18 protein-coding genes are annotated in these 17,708 nt (G+C 64.5%); 16 read left to right on the top strand and 2 right to left on the bottom strand.

Features of this window, described 5'->3' with window-relative positions:
* Positions 1 to 21: 21 nt before the first annotated feature.
* Positions 22 to 864: an SDR family oxidoreductase gene (locus BMI87_RS04430; RefSeq protein WP_078519922.1), complete on the top strand. Its 843-nt coding sequence runs from the start codon at positions 22 to 24 to the stop codon at positions 862 to 864.
* A 7-nt stretch (positions 865 to 871) separates the two neighbouring features.
* A complete protein-coding gene (locus tag BMI87_RS04425) occupies positions 872 to 1,960 on the top strand; it encodes a tartrate dehydrogenase (protein WP_078519921.1) in 1,089 nt (362 codons plus the stop codon).
* A gap of 138 nt (positions 1,961 to 2,098) precedes the next feature.
* On the opposite strand, the gene BMI87_RS04420 is transcribed toward BMI87_RS04425, so the two are convergent.
* Together BMI87_RS04420 and BMI87_RS04415 are read right to left on the bottom strand one after the other, a co-directional pair.
* Positions 2,099 to 2,680, bottom strand: coding sequence for an NTP transferase domain-containing protein (locus BMI87_RS04420; RefSeq protein WP_168175157.1), 582 nt, complete (start codon positions 2,678 to 2,680; stop codon positions 2,099 to 2,101).
* A 17-nt stretch (positions 2,681 to 2,697) separates the two neighbouring features.
* Positions 2,698 to 3,009, bottom strand: a complete 312-nt coding sequence (locus BMI87_RS04415) for an NIPSNAP family protein (RefSeq protein ID WP_078519919.1) — start codon at positions 3,007 to 3,009, stop codon at positions 2,698 to 2,700.
* Positions 3,010 to 3,187: 178 nt separating this feature from the next.
* Between BMI87_RS04415 and BMI87_RS04410 the strand changes: the two genes are divergently transcribed.
* The 14 genes from BMI87_RS04410 (at position 3,188) to sigJ (ending at position 17,465) form a co-directional block, all read left to right on the top strand.
* Positions 3,188 to 3,913 carry a TetR/AcrR family transcriptional regulator gene (locus BMI87_RS04410; protein ID WP_198453251.1) on the top strand — a complete coding sequence of 242 codons (726 nt, stop codon included), beginning with the start codon at positions 3,188 to 3,190 and terminating at the stop codon, positions 3,911 to 3,913.
* A gap of 239 nt (positions 3,914 to 4,152) precedes the next feature.
* Positions 4,153 to 5,484 (top strand): extracellular solute-binding protein, encoded by a 1,332-nt coding sequence (locus tag BMI87_RS04405; RefSeq protein ID WP_078519918.1) that lies wholly within the window; start codon positions 4,153 to 4,155, stop codon positions 5,482 to 5,484.
* A 131-nt stretch (positions 5,485 to 5,615) separates the two neighbouring features.
* On the top strand, positions 5,616 to 6,461 hold the full coding sequence (locus tag BMI87_RS04400) for a carbohydrate ABC transporter permease (protein ID WP_208607942.1): 846 nt from the start codon (positions 5,616 to 5,618) through the stop codon (positions 6,459 to 6,461).
* A 1-nt stretch (position 6,462) separates the two neighbouring features.
* Positions 6,463 to 7,428 (top strand): carbohydrate ABC transporter permease, encoded by a 966-nt coding sequence (locus tag BMI87_RS04395; RefSeq protein ID WP_210402451.1) that lies wholly within the window; start codon positions 6,463 to 6,465, stop codon positions 7,426 to 7,428.
* 13 nt (positions 7,429 to 7,441) lie between these two features.
* Positions 7,442 to 8,551 carry an ABC transporter ATP-binding protein gene (locus BMI87_RS04390; RefSeq protein ID WP_078519916.1) on the top strand — a complete coding sequence of 370 codons (1,110 nt, stop codon included), beginning with the start codon at positions 7,442 to 7,444 and terminating at the stop codon, positions 8,549 to 8,551.
* 4 nt (positions 8,552 to 8,555) lie between these two features.
* Positions 8,556 to 9,425, top strand: coding sequence for a xanthine dehydrogenase family protein subunit M (locus BMI87_RS04385; RefSeq protein WP_078519915.1), 870 nt, complete (start codon positions 8,556 to 8,558; stop codon positions 9,423 to 9,425).
* Positions 9,422 to 9,919: a (2Fe-2S)-binding protein gene (locus BMI87_RS04380; protein WP_078519914.1), complete on the top strand. Its 498-nt coding sequence runs from the start codon at positions 9,422 to 9,424 to the stop codon at positions 9,917 to 9,919. The genes BMI87_RS04385 and BMI87_RS04380 overlap by 4 nt, the downstream gene beginning before the upstream one ends.
* Positions 9,916 to 12,294 carry a xanthine dehydrogenase family protein molybdopterin-binding subunit gene (locus BMI87_RS04375; RefSeq protein ID WP_078519913.1) on the top strand — a complete coding sequence of 793 codons (2,379 nt, stop codon included), beginning with the start codon at positions 9,916 to 9,918 and terminating at the stop codon, positions 12,292 to 12,294. Before BMI87_RS04380 ends, BMI87_RS04375 begins: the two co-directional genes overlap by 4 nt.
* Positions 12,291 to 13,184 carry an NAD(P)-dependent oxidoreductase gene (locus BMI87_RS04370; RefSeq protein ID WP_078519912.1) on the top strand — a complete coding sequence of 298 codons (894 nt, stop codon included), beginning with the start codon at positions 12,291 to 12,293 and terminating at the stop codon, positions 13,182 to 13,184. Before BMI87_RS04375 ends, BMI87_RS04370 begins: the two co-directional genes overlap by 4 nt.
* On the top strand, positions 13,184 to 13,774 hold the full coding sequence (locus tag BMI87_RS04365; protein ID WP_078519911.1) for a carbon monoxide dehydrogenase subunit G: 591 nt from the start codon (positions 13,184 to 13,186) through the stop codon (positions 13,772 to 13,774). Before BMI87_RS04370 ends, BMI87_RS04365 begins: the two co-directional genes overlap by 1 nt.
* A gap of 11 nt (positions 13,775 to 13,785) precedes the next feature.
* Positions 13,786 to 14,958 carry a M20 aminoacylase family protein gene (locus BMI87_RS04360; RefSeq protein WP_078519910.1) on the top strand — a complete coding sequence of 391 codons (1,173 nt, stop codon included), beginning with the start codon at positions 13,786 to 13,788 and terminating at the stop codon, positions 14,956 to 14,958.
* A 10-nt stretch (positions 14,959 to 14,968) separates the two neighbouring features.
* Positions 14,969 to 15,889, top strand: coding sequence for an XdhC family protein (locus BMI87_RS04355; protein WP_246832641.1), 921 nt, complete (start codon positions 14,969 to 14,971; stop codon positions 15,887 to 15,889).
* 240 nt (positions 15,890 to 16,129) lie between these two features.
* A complete protein-coding gene (locus BMI87_RS04350) occupies positions 16,130 to 16,582 on the top strand; it encodes a carboxymuconolactone decarboxylase family protein (protein ID WP_210402450.1) in 453 nt (150 codons plus the stop codon).
* The gene (gene sigJ, locus BMI87_RS04345) at positions 16,569 to 17,465 is read left to right on the top strand and encodes an RNA polymerase sigma factor SigJ (protein WP_078519907.1); all 897 of its coding nucleotides are present in this window, start codon (positions 16,569 to 16,571) and stop codon (positions 17,463 to 17,465) included. Before BMI87_RS04350 ends, sigJ begins: the two co-directional genes overlap by 14 nt.
* The last annotated feature ends 243 nt before the right edge of the window (positions 17,466 to 17,708 follow it).

Raw genomic sequence — 17,708 nt, 5'->3', positions numbered from 1 at the left:
AACGAAAAAAGGAGAAATCCCATGCATCCCGCTCTCGCCAAAGGCAATGTCGCAGTCGTCACCGGAGGGGCTTCTGGTATCGGCCTCGCCGCCGCCCGCCACCTCGCCGGGCTGGGGATGCGTGTCTGCATCGCCGATCTGCCGGGGGCTGCGCTCGAAGCCGCCTACGACGCCCTGATCGCTGCGGGCGCGGCGGCGGCCGACGTGATGACGCAGGCCACCGATGTCTCGGACCGGGCGCAGCTCACGGCGCTCGCCGATGAGGTCTGGGCGCATTTCGGGCCGGTCAATCTGCTGATGAACAATGCGGGCATGCAGCCCGGCAGCTCGATCTTCGATGCGGAGGGCAACTGGGACCGCATCCTCGACGTGAATATGGGTGGCATCATCCGCGGCAGCCAGATCTTCGCGCCGCGTATGATCGCGTCGGGCGCGCCGGGCCTGATCGTCAATACCGGCTCGAAGCAGGGGATCACCACGCCTCCGGGCGATCCGGCCTATAACGTGTCGAAGGCTGGCGTGAAGGCCTTTACTGAGGCGCTGCAGCACGAGCTGCGCAACCGCGAGGACTGCAAGGTCGAAGCGCGGCTGTTCATCCCGGGCTTCGTCTACACGCCCCTCACCGCGGGCGGGCGCACCGAGAAACCTGCCGATGCATGGACGCCCGAGCAGGTCGTGGAGTTCCTCTTCGACTCGATCGAGCGCGGCGATTTCTACATTCTGTGCCCCGACAACGACGTGGATCGCGCAACGGATGTGAAGCGCATCCTCTGGGCGGCGGGCGACATCACCGAGAACCGCCCGCCCTTGTCGCGCTGGCATCCCGATTACGGTGACGCCTTCAAGGCGTGGTTGAAGAAGTGATGCGGCCATGACGACCCGGGTTCATCGTATCGCGGCCATCCCCGGCGACGGGATCGGGCCGGAGGTGGTCGACGCGGCATTGACGGCGCTTGACCACCTGAGCCGCCAGACCAACGCGTTCCGGCTCGAGGTCGACCGCTTCGACTGGGGCTCGAAACGCTTTCAGCGCGAGGGCACATTCATGCCCGCAGATGGGGTCGATGCACTGCGAGCCTATGACTCGATCCTATTCGGCGCGGTCGGCGCTCCGGACGTGCCCGATCACCTGACGCTCTGGGGGCTGCGCCTCGCGATCTGTCAGGGGCTCGATCAATATGCGAACCTGCGGCCCACCCGTATCCTGCCGGGCCTGTCGAGCCCGCTTGCGGGTGTCGGTCCGGAAGATCTGGACTGGCTGATCGTGCGCGAGAACTCCGAGGGCGAATATGCGGGGCAGGGCGGGCGCAGCCATCGCGGCCAGCCGCACGAGGTCGCCACCGAGACCGCTATCTTCACCCGCACCGGCGTCGAGCGCATCATGCGCGTGGCCTTCTCGCAGGCTCAGGCGCGCCCGCGTAAGCGTCTGACGGTGGTGACGAAATCCAACGCGCAGCGCTACGGGTTGGTGCTGTGGGACGAGATCGCCGCCGAGGTCGCGACCGAGTTTCCCGACGTGACATGGGACCGGATGCTGGTCGACGCGATGACCGTGCGCATGACGCTCGATCCGCGTTCGCTCGACACGATCGTCGCCACGAACCTCCACGCCGACATCCTCTCGGATCTCGCGGCGGCGCTCGCGGGGTCCATCGGCATCGCCCCCACGGCCAACCTCAACCCCGAGCGCGCCGCGCCGTCGATGTTCGAGCCGATCCACGGCTCGGCCTTCGATATCACCGGCAAGGGCGTCGCCAATCCCATCGGCACCTTCTGGAGTGCTGCAATGATGCTGGGGCATCTGGGAGAGACCGAGGCCGAGGCGCAAATGATGCGCGCGATCGAGGTCGTGACAGCCGATCCCGAGAGTCGCCCGCGCGACCTCGGCGGCACAGCCAGCACCGAGCAGGTTACGGAACGGCTCTGCCGCGCACTCGATGAGATCGGGACGAAAAGCTGAAAATTACGGACGGGCGTTGGACGCTGTCGTCTCTTGTCGGTCTTGAGAGCCGAGCGCATGGGATGCGGACCTACGCAAGCCGAACTCGCGTCCCGCGCCAAGATCGGTATCCCGACAATGCGCGCCCTGGAGAAAGGGTCAGGCGCGATCCTCACGCTTGACGTTAACCCGATGATGGCGGAGGTCTTCGGGCGTGTCGATGTCACTCGCCTCTTCGGCCGAGAGGGAGATGAGCGACTTACGCGGCAGGGCGCGCAACAGCTCCCGGGCACCTTGATCTCCGTCCTGATCGGGTGCGTGTCTCAAGTCGTGCGCGGTCAGAAGCGCTGGCGGCATCGGGATACCGTTGAAGGTGCAGGCGCGGCCGCCGCCGTCGCTATTTACCAAGGCGCGGAGCGTGTCGGTTGAAACGAAAGGCATGTCGCCCAGCACGAACAGCGCACGTTCTGCCCGGCGGCTCGTTGCGACGCCGCGCGCCGTTCGCCAGCTCTCGGAGAGCGGCAGGCCCGGTGCCACGTGATGCACCTTGAACGACGGCGGAAGAGAAACGGCGACCCTCTCGGAAGAGACGATCGCCACGAGCGCATCGCATCCCGACGCCTCGAGCGCGCGTGCCGCTGCCAGCACCAAAGGGGCGCCGTTCCAATCGGCAAGCAGCTTGTCCCGAGCGCCGAACCGACGCGAGGCGCCGGCGGCAAGGAGGATGCCAAGCGTGCGCATGGTGGCCCGTGCCCGGATCAGTCGAGCGGCGAGAAGGCCGCTGGCTGCAGGAAGATGCTTTCCTGATGCACGAGATAGGGCAAGATCTTGGGCACGAAGGCCTGCCATTCCGGGTCTGCGCCCAGCTTGGCGCGTTGCGCGCTGCGGTGGCCGTAATCCTCATAGGCCCAGAGGAAGGTGACCGCGTTGAGCACGCCGCTGTCGCTGACCCAGCATCCGGCAAGCTTCGCATATTGGGTGATGATGTGCAGACCCTCGGCTTCATAGAGCTTGAGGAACTCGGGCGCCTTCCCGGGGGTGATGCGGTAGGTTCTTTGTTCGTAGATCATGTTGGACTCCGGCGTGAATGGCAGAAAATCGCGGGCGCTGACGTCCCGTCATGCGCCGAAGCTACGACCAAACTTCAGGTTTTCGCAACACATAAGTCGTCAAGTGACGAAAAGATACTTTGCCTTCGCGCGGAATGGGCTAATGTAGGGAGCTGAAGTCGTTGCGTCCGGCGTCGGAATGAACAACAAGGGGTGCCAAGGGGAAAACGTGCAGGCCAAGCCAAAAATGACTGAAGGTTCGTCCAAAACGAACGGCGCCGGAAATAAGCCCGGCTCGCCGCAAGGCGCTGTGCGCATGCCGTTCAATGAGCGTCGTGCCCAGATTTTGGACGTCGCCACCGAGTTCTTTGCGGAGAACGGACTTGCGGGGCAGACGCGGCAGCTGGCGGAGAAATGCGGCATCTCCCAGCGTCTTCTCTATCGCTTCTTTCCGACCAAGGAAGACTTGCTCAAAGAGGTCTATAACCGAGAAATTCTTGGTGCTTTCAAGGCCGTCTGGTTCGTTGAGCTTCAGGATCGTTCGCAGCCCATGGCCGTGCGCCTCGACGCATTCTATCGCGACTATCTTCAGTCTACCTTGACCCGGAAGTGGTTGCGATTGTTCCTTTATGCCTCGCTGGCCGAGGCGAATATGGCGCCTGACTACATCGCAGCGATCGTCATGCAGTTGCTGGAGACCGTGATGCGCGAAGTGGCGCATGAGCGGGGCGTAGAGCTGCCGGAAGATCCCGCATTGCTCCGCGAAATGGCGTGGACGCTGCACGGTGCGATCTCTCACTACGCGATTCGACGCCATATCTATCAAAGCAGCCTGTCGCTCTCCGAAGACCAGGTGGTAACGATGCATGTCCGCGTGTTCCTCGCGGGATTCGAAGACATGGTCGAGGTGTGCAGCGGCCGCTGAGCGCTGCAATCCGCTACATTTTCCCTGATTTCGCCTGCGGAGGCTTCCGCAGGCGCTGAAATTTTGTGCGATTTCCGTTGCGGAAGGGAAATCCTCACTTTTTCGTTTGTCGTCAGTTGACGAATAAATAAATCGCCAATAGCGTCGGTTCCCATAAACAAGATCAACAGGGACGGCTTGCTGCAGGTTGGGCTTTGAACGGGCTCGGGCTGAGGCGGCCATGCAAAAGGAATCGAAAGATGCTCAAGGATAAGACGCGCCGTCTCGGGCGCCGGGATTTCCTCCGCTACTCGGCGGCGGGCGCAGGGGCGCTGATGGCGCCGGGTCTGGTTCGTCCGGCGAAGGCCGAAACGGCCGCGCTGACGATGCACACCTGGTCGGCGGCGGTCGACACCGTGCAGAGCCACCTCAGCGCCTTCACCAAGGAAACCGGGATCCCGGTCAATTACGGCAACTCGCCCTGGGCCCAGTACCGCGAGGGCATGGTCGCGAAATTCGTGGGCGGTGCGCCGCTCGATGCGATGTGGGTGTCGGATTCCTGGCTGCCCGAATGGGCCGAGGCCGGCTGGATCGCTCCGGTCGACGAATTCGACAGCCTGATGAAATACAACGCCGAGGCCGAGGATTTCTGCACCGACTCCATGACCTATGGCGGTCGTCAGTACGGCCTGACCTATTACACCGACTACATGGCCTTCTTCTATGACGAGGCGAAGCTCAAGGAAGCCGGCTTCGACGCGCCGCCGGAAACCTGGGATGAGCTGGTCGAGCAGTCGCTCGTCATGAAAGAGAAAGGCATTGCCGACTATCCGATGATGCTCGCGATGGCGCAGGAAAGCTGGCTGATCGAGTTCATCTCGACGCTGGTCTATTCGCATGGTGGCCGTCTGGTCGATGACAACGGCATGGCCGTGATGCAGGATCCGAAAGAGGGTGCAGTCGAGGCGCTGAGCTGGGTCGTCGATGCGGTCAACAAGCACGAGATCGTCTCGCCCGCCTGTGTCGAGACCGGCGAACTGGCTGGCCTGAAATCCTTCGCGGCGGGCAACCATGCCTTCGCGATGGTCGCGAAATACCGTCTGCGGATGCTCAACGATCCCGAGCAGTCGCAGATCGCAGGCAATGTGAAGCAGGCGATGATGCCGAAAGGCGCCAACGGCTCTCACGCGACGGTCGGTTGGATGCGTTTCCACGGCATGTCGGCGCAGGCTGCACAAGACAAGGCGCGCGCCGAGAATGCCGCGAAGCTGATCGAATGGTTCGGCGGCAAGGCCGATGGCGCCTACACGTTCCAGAAGCTCCTGTTCCTCGATATCGGGGCCGGGTTCGGCGTGAAGCCGCTGTTCGAGGATCCCGAGATCCGCGCCGCCTACGACTCCTATGGCGATGTCGACATGATCCAGGCTCAGCAGGCGCTCGCTCGCAAGAAGGACACGGTCACCCCGTGGTTCGGCGAGTGGAACGACACCAACGGGTCGGCCTGGCAATCGGCCATCCTCGGCAATGTCGATCCCGCCGAAGCGGTCAAGAAATCTGCCGATCTGTGGAACGAGCTGAAGGACAGCTACTGAGCAGGTGCGGCGGGCCTTTCTAAAAGGCCCGCCGTCTGTCGGGCAGGGCAACGGGAGAGCATGACGTGGCGAATGCAATGACACGGGCGACACGCCCGAAATGGCGGGTGGGATACGAGGAGCGCAGCGCCATGCTGTTTCTTGCTCCTGTCATGGCCGTTCTGGGCGCGGTTGCGGTCTTCCCGATCGCCTATTCGCTTTATATCAGCTTCTTCAGCATCAAGCTGACGCGTCCGAACCGGACCCCCTTTGTCGGGCTGAAGAACTATACCGATCTTCTCGGCGATGAGGCGTTCTGGGGCGCGGTCTGGCGCACGGTGAGTTTCTCGCTCGTCTCGGTTACCGCGATTGCTTTCATAGCCTTGCTTGTCTCGCTGCTGCTGAATCAGGAGTTCCGCGGGCGTCGTATCCTGTCGACGATCCTGCTGGTGCCGTGGGCGATCCCCTATGTCGCGAACGCGCTGATGTGGAAATGGATCTACGATTCCAGCTACGGCGCGCTGAACGGCCTGCTCTATCAGCTCGATTTCATCGACAAATACATGGTCTGGCTGGGGGATCAGGACAAAACACTGTTCCTGATCGCCAATGCCTTCGTCTGGAAGGAAGTGCCGCTGGCGACGATCCTTCTGCTGGTCTCGCTCAAGTCGATCCCGTCCGATCTCTATGCGGCGGCGCGCGTCGATGGCGCGACGGTCTGGCAGCGCTTCGTGCATGTCACCCTGCCGGCGATGAAGCCCGGTTTCATGCTGGTGATGATCTACGAGACGATGATGGCGATCCGCCATTTCGACCTGTTCTTCATCCTGACCGAGGGCGGGCCCGGCAGCGCGTCGCATGTGCTCTCGTGGCACATCTATGTCGAGACCTTCCGCAACCTGTCCTTCGGGAGCGGTGCTGCGATGTCCTACCTCCTCGCAATCGCGACTTTCGCACTCTCCTACCTCTTCATCCGAACGCTGGGGCGCAAGATCTGACATGAGCGATATGCCTATCACCCCGCCTGTCGACACGATCGACTACCGCCGCCGCCAGAAAATCGGGCGCATCGTGCAGCGTCTGGTGATCGTGGTCTCCGCGATCGTCCTTGCGGCCTACATTCTCGCCCCGGTGTCCTGGCTCGTCTCTTCGGCGTTCCAGACCGAGACCGAGATCGTCTCGATCCCGCCGCACTGGATTCCCGAAGAGCCGACCCTGCGCAATTTCGAGGCTATCTTCACCGCCGGGAACGACGAGCCCGTCACCTACGAGACGCGCTCGGGCGCCGATCCTGCTGCCGGCGACTTCATCCCCTCCACCGCAGAAAACCTCCTGCCGTCGATGGCCAACAGCCTGATCGTCTCTATCCTGGTGGTGATCCTGAACCTGCTCGTCGGGGTGCCGGCCGCCTATGCGATCGCGAAGATCCGGTTCTGGGGGCGCAACGCGTCCGTCTATTTCATCCTGATCACGCGGGTGATCCCCGATATCGCGCTGGTCGTGCCGTTCTTCCTAGTGATCCGCAAACTCGGGATGCTCGATACGCTCGGATCGCTGGTGATCACCTATCTCGCGATCACAGTGCCCTTCACGGTCTTCATCCTGATCCAGTATTTCGAGGGCCTCCCGGACGAGCTGGACAAGGCCGCGCGGGTCGATGGCTGTTCGCGGCTCCAGGCGCTGATCAAGGTGTTCCTGCCGCTCTCGCTGCCCTCGCTCGTCGCCGTGGTCCTCTTCACCTTCCTTACCAGCTCGAACGAATTCCTGCTCGCGCTGATGTTTACGCAGACCTCCGCGTCGCAGACCCTGCCGATCCTGCTGGCCTCGTTCACCTCCGATTTCACGGTGAGCTTCTCCTTCCTCAACGCCGCTGGCGTCCTGGCGGTCGTGCCGCCGGTGATCGTCGCCATCGTCTTCGAACGCTACATCGTTTCCGGTCTGACCGCCGGGGCTGTCAAAGGTTAGAAAGGACAAAGTCTTGGCCCGGATCCGCTTCACCAACGTCAACAAGAAATACGCCAACGGCTTCCATGCCGTGCGCAATCTCAACCTCGATATCGAGGATCGCGAGTTCATCGTCCTGCTCGGCCCCTCGGGCTGCGGCAAATCCACGACCCTCAACATGATTGCAGGGCTCGAGGAGGTCTCGGACGGCGATCTGATCTTCGACGAGCAGGTCGTGAACTACGTCCCCCCGCACAAGCGCGACGTCGCGATGGTGTTCCAGAGCTACGCGCTCTACCCGCATAAGACCGTCTACGACAATATCGGTTTCGGGCTGAAGATGCGCAACGCGTCGAAGGAAGAGATCGACGAGCGCGTGCAAGACGCCGCGAAGAAGCTCGAGATTTCGCACCTGCTCGACCGCCGTCCGTCGCAGCTGTCGGGCGGCCAGCGTCAGCGTGTGGCGCTGGGGCGCGCGATGGTTCGTGACCCGTCGGTCTTCCTGATGGATGAGCCGCTGTCGAACCTCGACGCGGCGCTGCGGATCTCGATGCGCGCGGAGATCAAGGAACTCCACCGCGCGATGGAGACCACCTTCGTCTACGTGACTCACGATCAGGCCGAGGCGCTGACGCTCGCGGATCGTATCGTGGTGATGAATGACGGGGTCGTGCAGCAGATAGGCACGCCCGACGACATCTACGAGCGCCCGGCGAACACCTTCGTGGCGTCGTTCCTCGGCAGCCCGCCGATCAACTATTTCGACGGCGTGCTCGAGGCCGGGCCGGATGACGAGATGGCCTTCGTCCGCGATGGGTTGCGTCTCGTGCTGCCGGCAGATCACGCGGCACGCCTGAAAGGGCAGGAGGGCCGCGCGGTGCGGCTTGGCATCCGGGCCGAGGATGTCGCGGAAGGCACTGCCGAGCCGGGATATAATGCGCTCAGCGGCACCGTGAACTCGGTGCTTCCGGTTGGCTCGGATCAGTATCTCGGCATGGATTTCGGCGGCGAGGAGCTGTTCTTCCGCGTCGGCAAGGATCTGCGCCATGCGTTCGGCGAGAGCATCACACTCGCGGTGGATCTCAACCGCCTGCATGTCTTCGACCGCGAAACCGGTCAGTCGCTGATCTGGAACGCGGCCTGACACGATGAAACCCGCCCCTTTCACCTACCACCGGCCTGCGAGCCTTGCCGAGGCACTGGCGCTGTTGCGCACACATGGGCCGGCGGCAAAGCCGATCGCCGGAGGGCAAAGCCTCGGGCCGATGCTGAACATGCGGCTGGCGCGCCCGGGCCATCTGATCGATCTCAACGACCTGATCGAGCTGGACCGCGTGCGGGTGAAGGACGACATGCTGGAGATCGGCGCGCTGACGCGCCATCACCGCCTTGCCAATGCGCCGGAAGTGCAGCGGAGCCTGCCGCTTCTCGGTGCCGCTGCCGCCTCGATCGGGCATTACGCGATCCGTCAGCGTGGCACGATCGGCGGCAGCCTCGCCCATGCGGACCCCGCTGCCCAGTTGCCGCTGATCGCGGTCACGCTGGGTGCGACGCTGGTGATTTCGGGACCGGCAGGCACGCGCGAAGTTGCCGCCGCCGATTTCCTGCAATCGATCATGACGGTAGATCTGCGCGATGGCGAACTCATCACCGCGCTGCGCTTTCCGCTCCCCGTCGGCGATCGGTGGGCCTTCAAGGCTTTCTCGCGCCGTCACGGCGATTTCGCGCTGGTCAGCGTCGCGCTCAGTTTCGCGCGCGACGCGGAGGGCAAGATCGATGCGCTGCGGCTCGGGCTCGGCGGCGTCGACACCGTCCCGCTGCGCCTGCCCGAGATCGAGGCGCGCGCGCAGGGCAGGCTGGCCGACGAAGACACCATTCGCGACCTCGCAGCCGCGACTGCTGCGGCGATCGCGCCCGAAGACAGCGAACAGGTGCCCGGGGTCTATCGCCGGGAACTTGCCGAAACGCTTGTCATTCGCGCGTTCCAGTCCGCTCTGACCCGGGAGGAGGGCGCATGACCGCTCCGACACACGACCCCCTGACGCTTTCGCTGAGCGTGAATGGCGAAACCCACGACGTTCGGGTGCCCGCGCGCAAGCTGCTCTCGGATGTGCTGCGCGATGATCTTGGTCTGACCGGCACCCATGTCGGCTGCGAACACGGCGTCTGCGGCGCCTGCACCGTGCTGATCGACGGACGCCCCGCGCGCGCCTGCCTGACCTTCGCCGCCCAGATGGAGGGCCACGAGGTCACGACCATCGAGGCCATGGGACGGCCCGATGCACTCTCGGCGCTTCAGCAGGCGCTGCACGAGGAACATGGGCTGCAATGCGGTTTCTGCACGCCCGGCATCGTGGTGACCTTCGAGCATTACCTGCGCGAGAACCCGGACCCCACCGCAGAAGAGGTGCGCGATGTCCTGTCGGGCAACCTGTGCCGCTGCACGGGCTATCAGAATATCGTCGCCGCCGTGCTGAAAGCGGCGGCCCGGATGCGTGGAGAGGCGGCATGAGCGGCGATTTCACCGAGATCGGTCGCGCCCTGCCGCGCAAGGAAGATCGGCGCCTCGTTTCGGGGCGCGGGCGCTATCTCGACGACCTCGCCTTTCCCGGCGCGCTGCATGTGAGCTTCGTGCGTTCGCCCCACGCCCATGCGCGCATTCTCGGGATCGACAGCGCCGAAGCCGCTGAAATGCCGGGGGTCGTGGGGATTTTCACCGGGCGCGATCTCGATCAGATGACAACGCGGCTGCGCCTCGCACCGCCGATCGAAGGGTTGCAGCCGACCGAGCTGACGACGCTTCCGATCGACAAGGTCCGCTTTCACGGCGATCCGGTGGTCTGCGTCGTCGCGACCGATCGCTACCTTGCAGAGGATGCCGCCGAATGTGTCACCGTCGAATATGACCAGCTTCCGGCGGTGACCTCGATCACCGAGGCCTTCGCGTCCGATGCCGCTCTGGTCGATGACAGCCTGACCAGCAACATGGTCTCGCATCAAAGCCTGTGCGTCGGCGATCCTGCCGCGCGCCGGGCCGAGGCGCATCGCGTCGTCGAGGCCCGTTTCTCGCTCCATCGCCACACCCATGTGCCGCTGGAGACGCGCGGCTGCGTCGCCGATTGGGATGACGGGCGCGCGCATCTGAACATGCATATCGGCAATCAGGTCCCGCACCCGTTGCGCAGCCAGCTTGCCGCGCGGCTGGGTCTGTCGGAAAGCCAGGTCACGGTGATGAGCCCCGATGTGGGCGGCGCCTTCGGTCAGAAGATCGCGCTCTATCGCGAGGAACTCACGGTCGCGGCTCTGTCTCGCCACCTGCGCCGCCCGGTTCGGTGGCGCGAGGATCGGATGGAAAACCTGATGTCCGCCGCCCATGCGCGGGAATACGAGTGCCGCACGCGCACCTCGGTCAGCGAAACCGGACGGATTCTCGGTCTCGAGCTCGAGATCGACGAGGATTTCGGCGGCTACTGCTTCTACCCGGCCAACTATATGGCCCGCGTCATCGCCCTCATCATGACCGGTCCCTACCGGATTCAGGACTACGCCTATGAGGTCCGCGTCGCGCTGACCAATAAATGCGGCGCAGGCCCGATGCGCGCGCCGATGGCGATCACGAGCTGGGTGATGGAGGGCACGATCGACGCCATCGCCCGCGACCTCGGCCTCGACCCGGTCGAGGTGCGCCGTATCAACGCGCTCGGCCCGGAGGATCTGCCCTACAAGATGCCCACGGGCGAACTTCTCGAAGATGTCAGCCCACGGGAGACGCTCGAGATCGCCGTGGACGCGATCGACGTCGCGGATTTCCGCACGCGGCAGGAAAAGGCGCGCGCTGAGGGGCGCTATCTGGGGCTCGGGCTGTGCACGGTGATCGAGAGCACGACCTATGGCTCGGAATTTTACAAATCCGCCGGTATCCCCGGATCGGGCCATGAATCGGCCTGGGTGCGGATCGAACCGAGCGGGGCGGTCAACGCCTCCGTCGGGCTGATGGGCACCGGGCAGGGCTACGAGAGCCCGCTTTCGCAGGCGGTGGCCGAAGGGCTCGGCGTGCGCTCGGAAGATGTCACGGTCCATATGGGCAATACCGATATCGCGCCCTACGGCATGGGCAGCCGCGGTGGACGCGGCGCGACTGCCGGGGGCGGGACGCTCTATCTCTGTGCGCTCAAGGCGCGCGAGCGGGTGCTCGCGATTGCGGCTTCGATGCTCGATCTCAACGACGCTGGCGGGCTACGACTGCGCGCAGGCCAGATCGAACGGATGATCGGCGACGACTGGCAGGAGACGGGCCTTGCGCTGACCGATATCGCGCGGCGTGCCTATCTCGACCCGCTGGCTCTGCCCGAGGGGATCGCGCCGGGGCTCGACTTCTCGCATAGCTACGACCCGCCCGCGATGACCTATTCCAACTCGACCCATGCCTGCGAGGTCGAGGTCGACCCGCAGACCGGTGCGATCACCATCGACCGCTATCTCGTTGCCGAGGATTCCGGCACCGTTCTCAACCCGATCGTCGTGCGCGGCCAGCAGCAGGGCGCGATCGCGATGGGGCTGAGCGGCGCGCTGCTCGAACAGGTGATCTACGACGGCACGGGGCAGAACCTCTCCGCGACGCTCGCCGATTACCTCGTGGCCTCCCCGAACGAACTCCCGGAATTCGAAATCCTGCATCACAACACGCCGAACCGCCGCACCCCCGCGGGGATCAAGGGCATGGCCGAAGGCGGCGTGATGGGCGCGATCGGCGTGCTCGCCAACGCGGTGAGCGATGCGCTCGCGCCGCGCGGCGTGACGATCGAGCGTCTTCCGCTGACCCCCCAATCCATTCGCGCGCTCCTGCGGGAGGCCGCGCCCAGCTCAACGAAAAGGACCCAGCCGTGACAGAAGAGAAACTCAGCGTCGGCTTCATCGGACTCGGAATCATGGGCCAGCACATGGCGGGGCATATCCTCGCCGCGGGGCATCCGCTCAACATCTACAACCGCACCCGCGCCAAGGGCGATGCCCTCGTCGCAAAGGGGGCGACGTGGTGCGACAGCCCGGGCGCCGTGGCCGAGGCCAGCGATATCACGATCACCATCGTGGGCTACCCCGCCGATGTCGAACAGGTCTACCTCGGTGAGGAGGGGATCATCGGCAAGGCGCGCCCGGGCTCGGTGCTGATCGACATGACCACCTCGAGCCCCGCCCTGGCCGGGAAAATCGCGCAGGCGGCTCTCGCGCGCGGCCTCTCTGCGCTCGACGCCCCGGTCTCCGGCGGCGATGTCGGCGCGAAGGCGGGCAAGCTCGCGATCATGCTGGGGGGCGATGCGCGGGCGTTCGAGCGGGTCCTGCCGGTGCTGGAGCTGATGGGCGGGAATATCGCGCTGATGGGCAAGGCGGGCGCTGGGCAGCACACCAAGATGGCCAACCAGATCGCCATCGCCTCGACCATGCTCGCGGTCGCGGAAAGCATCAGCTACGCACGCGCCGCCGGTCTGGATCCGATGCAGGTTCTCAAAGTCATCGGAACCGGAGCCGCGTCGAGCTTCCTGCTCAACGGGCTTGGACCGAAGATGGTGGACGAGGATTTCGCGCCCGGCTTCTTCGTCCACCACTTCGTCAAGGACATGTCGATCGCGCTGAGCGATGCCGAAAGACTGGGCCTCGATCTGCCGGGCCTGTCGCTGGCGCGCAGCCTCTATGGCAAGCTGGTGGATGACGGCTTCGGCGAAGAGGGCACGCAGGCGCTCTACCGTGCCTATAACGCGATCCATGCGGAGGCCGGGTGATGCGGTTCGAAGGCGATCACCTGATCCCGGCCGATCCCGAGACGGTCTGGCGCGGGCTCAACGACCCCGAGGTGCTGCGCCGCGCGATCCCGGGCTGCGAGGCGATGGAGCAGACGGGCGAGGCTGAATATACCGCCACGGTCGTGGCGCGGGTCGGCCCCGTCTCGGCCAGCTTTCGCGGCAAGGTGGAGCTGAGCGATCTGGTGCCGCCCGTGTCCTACCGGATCACCGGGCGCGGGCAGGGCGGCCCTGCGGGCTTCGCCAAGGGCGGCGCGGAGATCAAGCTCGCGCCCGAAGGCGAGGGCACGCGTTTGTCCTATGTCGCCGATGTCGAGGTTGGCGGTAAACTGGCCGCAGTCGGCGGGCGATTGATTCAGGGCGTGGCCCGCAAGAATGCCGAGGACTTCTTCAATGCCTTCTCGCGGGTCGTGACCGGCGAGGCGGAGGAGACAGCCCCGTCACGCGAAGGCGCCGCCCCGACGGGCGCGGTGGCCACGGCGGCGGCGGGACATATTCCGCTGATCGACCGCGTGGCGTGGCTTCTGGTCGGTCTGGGCCTCGGGCTCGGGATCTGCTGGCTCTTTGGTTGAAAGGACGCGCGATGAATATCACCCCGGCGATCAAGGCGATGGAAGACCAGTTGGTTGAATGGCGGCATGCGCTGCATCGCCGCCCCGAACTGGCCTTCGAAGAACACGAGACCGCCGCCTTCATCGCGGCTGAGTTGCGCGCGTTCGGACTTGAGGTCCACGAGGGGCTGGCCGGGACCGGGGTGATCGGCGTTCTGCGAAATGGCGAGGGGCCGACGGTCGGCCTGCGCGCCGATATCGACGCGCTGCCGATCTCCGAACTGACCGGGGCGGATTATGCCTCCGAGATCCCCGGCAAGATGCATGCCTGCGGCCATGACGGTCACACCACGATGCTTCTGGGCGCCGCGCAGGCGATGGCGGCCGATCCGCTGGGACCGGGCACGGTGGTGTTCATCTTCCAGCCCGCCGAGGAAAACGAAGGCGGCGCGCGGGTGATGGTCGAGGATGGGTTGCTTGACCAGTTCCCGCTCGACAGCACCTTTGCGCTGCATAACTGGCCGGGCCTCGAGGCGGGCAAGATAGCGATGCGCGCAGGCCCCGTCATGGCCGCGTTCGACACGTTCGAGCTGAGGGTGATGGGCAAGGGCTCGCATGGCGCGATGCCGCATGAGGGGATCGACCCGATCACGCTGGCGGCCCAGTTGCAGATGGCCTGGCAGACCATCGTCAGCCGCGCGGTGGATCCGACCGATGCGACGGTGATCTCGGTCACGCAGATCCATGCGGGCCACACGCTCAATGTGATCCCAGACGAAGTGACCCTGCACGGCACCGTGCGCACCCTGCGCCCCGCGACGCGCGATTTCGTGCAGGCCGAGATGACGCGCCGCGCCGAAATGATCGCCGAGGCGTTTCATGCCAAGGCCGAGCTGATCTATCAGCGCCGCTACCCGGCCACGATCAACGACCCTGAGGCCGCCGAAACCGCGCGCCGCGCCGCCGAGGCCATCGTGGGCCGCGACGCGGTGCAGGTCGACTACGCGCCCAGCATGGCGAGCGAGGATTTCGCCTCCCTGCTGGAGAAGGTGCCCGGCGCTTACGGCTGGATCGGCAACGGATCGGCCGAGGGCGGGCGCAACCTGCATAGCCCACATTACGATTTCAACGATGCGATCCTGCCGCTGGGCGTGCAGTTCTTCGTCGAGGTCGCGCATCGCGCGCTGGCCGGGTCGAACGATTGAGGGGCCAGCCGTGACCCATCCCGCCGCGCAAGATCCGTGGTTCGAACTGGCAAGGTCCGACGCACCCGGCGCGATCGCGGTGATCTCTGCCATCGAAGGCCCGGCCTATCGCAATGTCGGGACCGCGATGGCGATCTTGCCGGACGGTCGGCGCTTCGGAGCGCTCAGCTCAGGCTGTATCGAGGAAGATTTGGCCGAACATGCGCGCGCGGCGCTGGCCGACGGGCAGGTGCGCAAGCTGCGCTATGGGGCCGGTTCGCCCTTTTTCGATCTGAAGCTGCCCTGCGGCGGCGCGCTCGAGGTTACGGTGATCCCCGCGCCGGACCGTTCCTTGCTTAGCGAGCTAGCGGCAAGGCGGGCGCGCCGCGCGGAGGCGGCCTTGGGACTGAGCGCCTCGGGGGGCTTGCGTTTGACGCAGGAAGACGAGACCCCCGACGAGCCGGGAGAGCTGCGTATCGCCTTTCGCCCCGAGCCGCGCTTCGTGATCTTCGGTGCTGGCGCCGAGGCGGTGTTCTTCGCCGATCTGGTGCGGGCCACCGGCGCGCCGCATCTTTTGCTCACGCCCGAAGATGCCACTTTCGCCAATGCTGAAGGTGCAGGCTGCACGGTGCGCAGGTTGGGCCGAAGCGCGATCCCTTCGGACGTTGCAATCGACGCGCGCACGGCGGTGATCCTTCTGTTTCACGACCACGATTGGGAGCTGGATATTCTCGAGGCGGCGCTCGCAACCCCTGCGTTCTACATCGGGGCACAAGGCAGCGTGCGCACGCAAAACCGGCGGCAGGAAGGTTTGCAGGCTCGCGGTATCGACGCGGCGACGCGCGCGCGGGTTCATGGGCCGATCGGGCTGATCCAATCTGCGCGCGATCCTCGGTTGCTGGCCGTGTCGGTGCTGGCCGAGGTGCTTGAAGACGTGCAGCGCGACGTTTGAACTTCGCGCGTGCTGGCCCGAACAAGCCGCCGCGAATTGCATCTACGTTAAAATGCCCCGAGCGACCAAAGCTTCGACCGAGTTCGTCCGTTCGGGCGCATGGCTTTGGCGAAAGGCGTAGGTCCTCTAGGCTCCAGACCCGGCTACCTGAACAGAGAGATTTTCTTTGCGCCTGTCACAAAGCGGGGGGCTGTCTCGTCTTCTGGTATATAACCCAAGGAGATGCCGATGACGCCCCGAATGAACTACTACGAAGCAGCCCCCGAGACGATGAAGGCCATGAGGGCAGCCGAGGAGGCGACGAAGGAGCTTTCGATCTCGCTCATGCTGCGGGAGCTTATCAAGATGCGCGTGTCGCAAATCAACGGATGTGCTTATTGCCTCGATATGCATGCGCCTGCCGCGCGGGAGGCGGGTGTGTCGCAGCAAAAGCTCGATGTGCTGGCGGCCTGGCGTGAAAGCCCTGCGTTTGACGAACGCGAATGCGCCGCACTCGATTGGGCCGAAGCCCTGACAAGGATCGAGCAACAGGGCGCCTCGGAGGAGGTCTTCCAGCGTCTCCGAAATGTTTTTTCGGAGCGCGAATGCGTGGACCTGACTTTCGCTGTTACGTTGATTAACGCGTGGAACCGTTTCGCGATTGGGTTCCGGTCGACCCACAAGATCAGAGAGCGCGATCATGCCGCTGCCTGAGACACAGCAGGTTTTCGAAAGGGAGCGCCGCCGCTTGGCGGGGCTCGCCTATCGAATGACCGGGTCAGTCTCGGAGACGGAGGACATCCTTCAGGACGCGGCGCTGAAACTGCAAAGCGTTGGCCTTGCCGGGATCGAACGTCCGGCGCAATGGCTTTCGACCATCGTCACGCGCCTTTGCCTCGACCATCTGCGATCGGCACAAAAGAGGCGTGAGACCTATGTGGGGGCATGGCTGCCCGAGCCGATTGTCACCGACCATGCGGCGGATGCCGAAAGCGATTGGATCCTGACCGAGGATGTGGGGATCGCACTCCTGCTCACGCTCGATCGACTATCGCCCGAGATGCGCGCGGCGTTCATTCTTCGCGACGGGTTCGATTACAGTTTCGAAGAAATCTCGGCGGTCGTCGGCCAGTCTTCCGCAAATTGTCGGCAGCTGGTCTCGCGGGCAAGACGCAAGCTTGTCGGCGCCGATCAGAGCACGCTTGAGCGAGCAGAGGAGACCCACCCGCTTGTCGCGGCATTCTGGGCCGCAAGCCGCGAGGGCGATATGGATCGGCTGCTGGAAATCTTCGCTGAAGATATCGAGGTGCATACGGATGGCGGCGGCAAAGTTCCCGCAGCAATCAACGTGCTGAGAGGGAGCTGGAACGCCGCGCGCTTCTTCGAAGGCTTGGCCCGGAAGGGTAAGCTGACGAATGGGCCTGTGCCGAGACAGCAGTTGATCAACGGAGCAACAGGATATGTGGTGCGGGAAAATGGCGTCCTGCAAACCACGGCCTTCGCGGTTCATTCCGGAAAGATCAAAGCAATATGGATTGTCCGAAACCCCGAGAAGCTGCGGCATGTTCGTCCTGCAGAGGAAGGATTTCCATCCTAAGGGTCGCGCGCTCCATGCTGTTCGGCCGATTGATGAGGACTAAGCCACATCGTGTGTTTCGTCTGGCATGGCCGCGGACATCAAGAAGCCGGACGCGAGGCCCGGCTTCCTGCCTCGTGTGTGATCAGGTCAGGTGGCCTTCGAAGACGCTCTGCAGCTTGCCGACGGGAATGATGTCCGTCTGGTCGTAGAGGTCGACGTGATCGGCGCCGTCGATGATCATCAGCTCCTTCCGCCCGCCCG

Origin of the sequence: Thioclava sp. F28-4, from assembly GCF_002020045.1 — a bacterium.
GTDB lineage: Bacteria > Pseudomonadota > Alphaproteobacteria > Rhodobacterales > Rhodobacteraceae > Thioclava > Thioclava sediminum.
The sequence above is the reverse complement of the archived record's forward strand: the minus strand, read 5'-3'. Positions and strand labels throughout refer to the sequence as shown.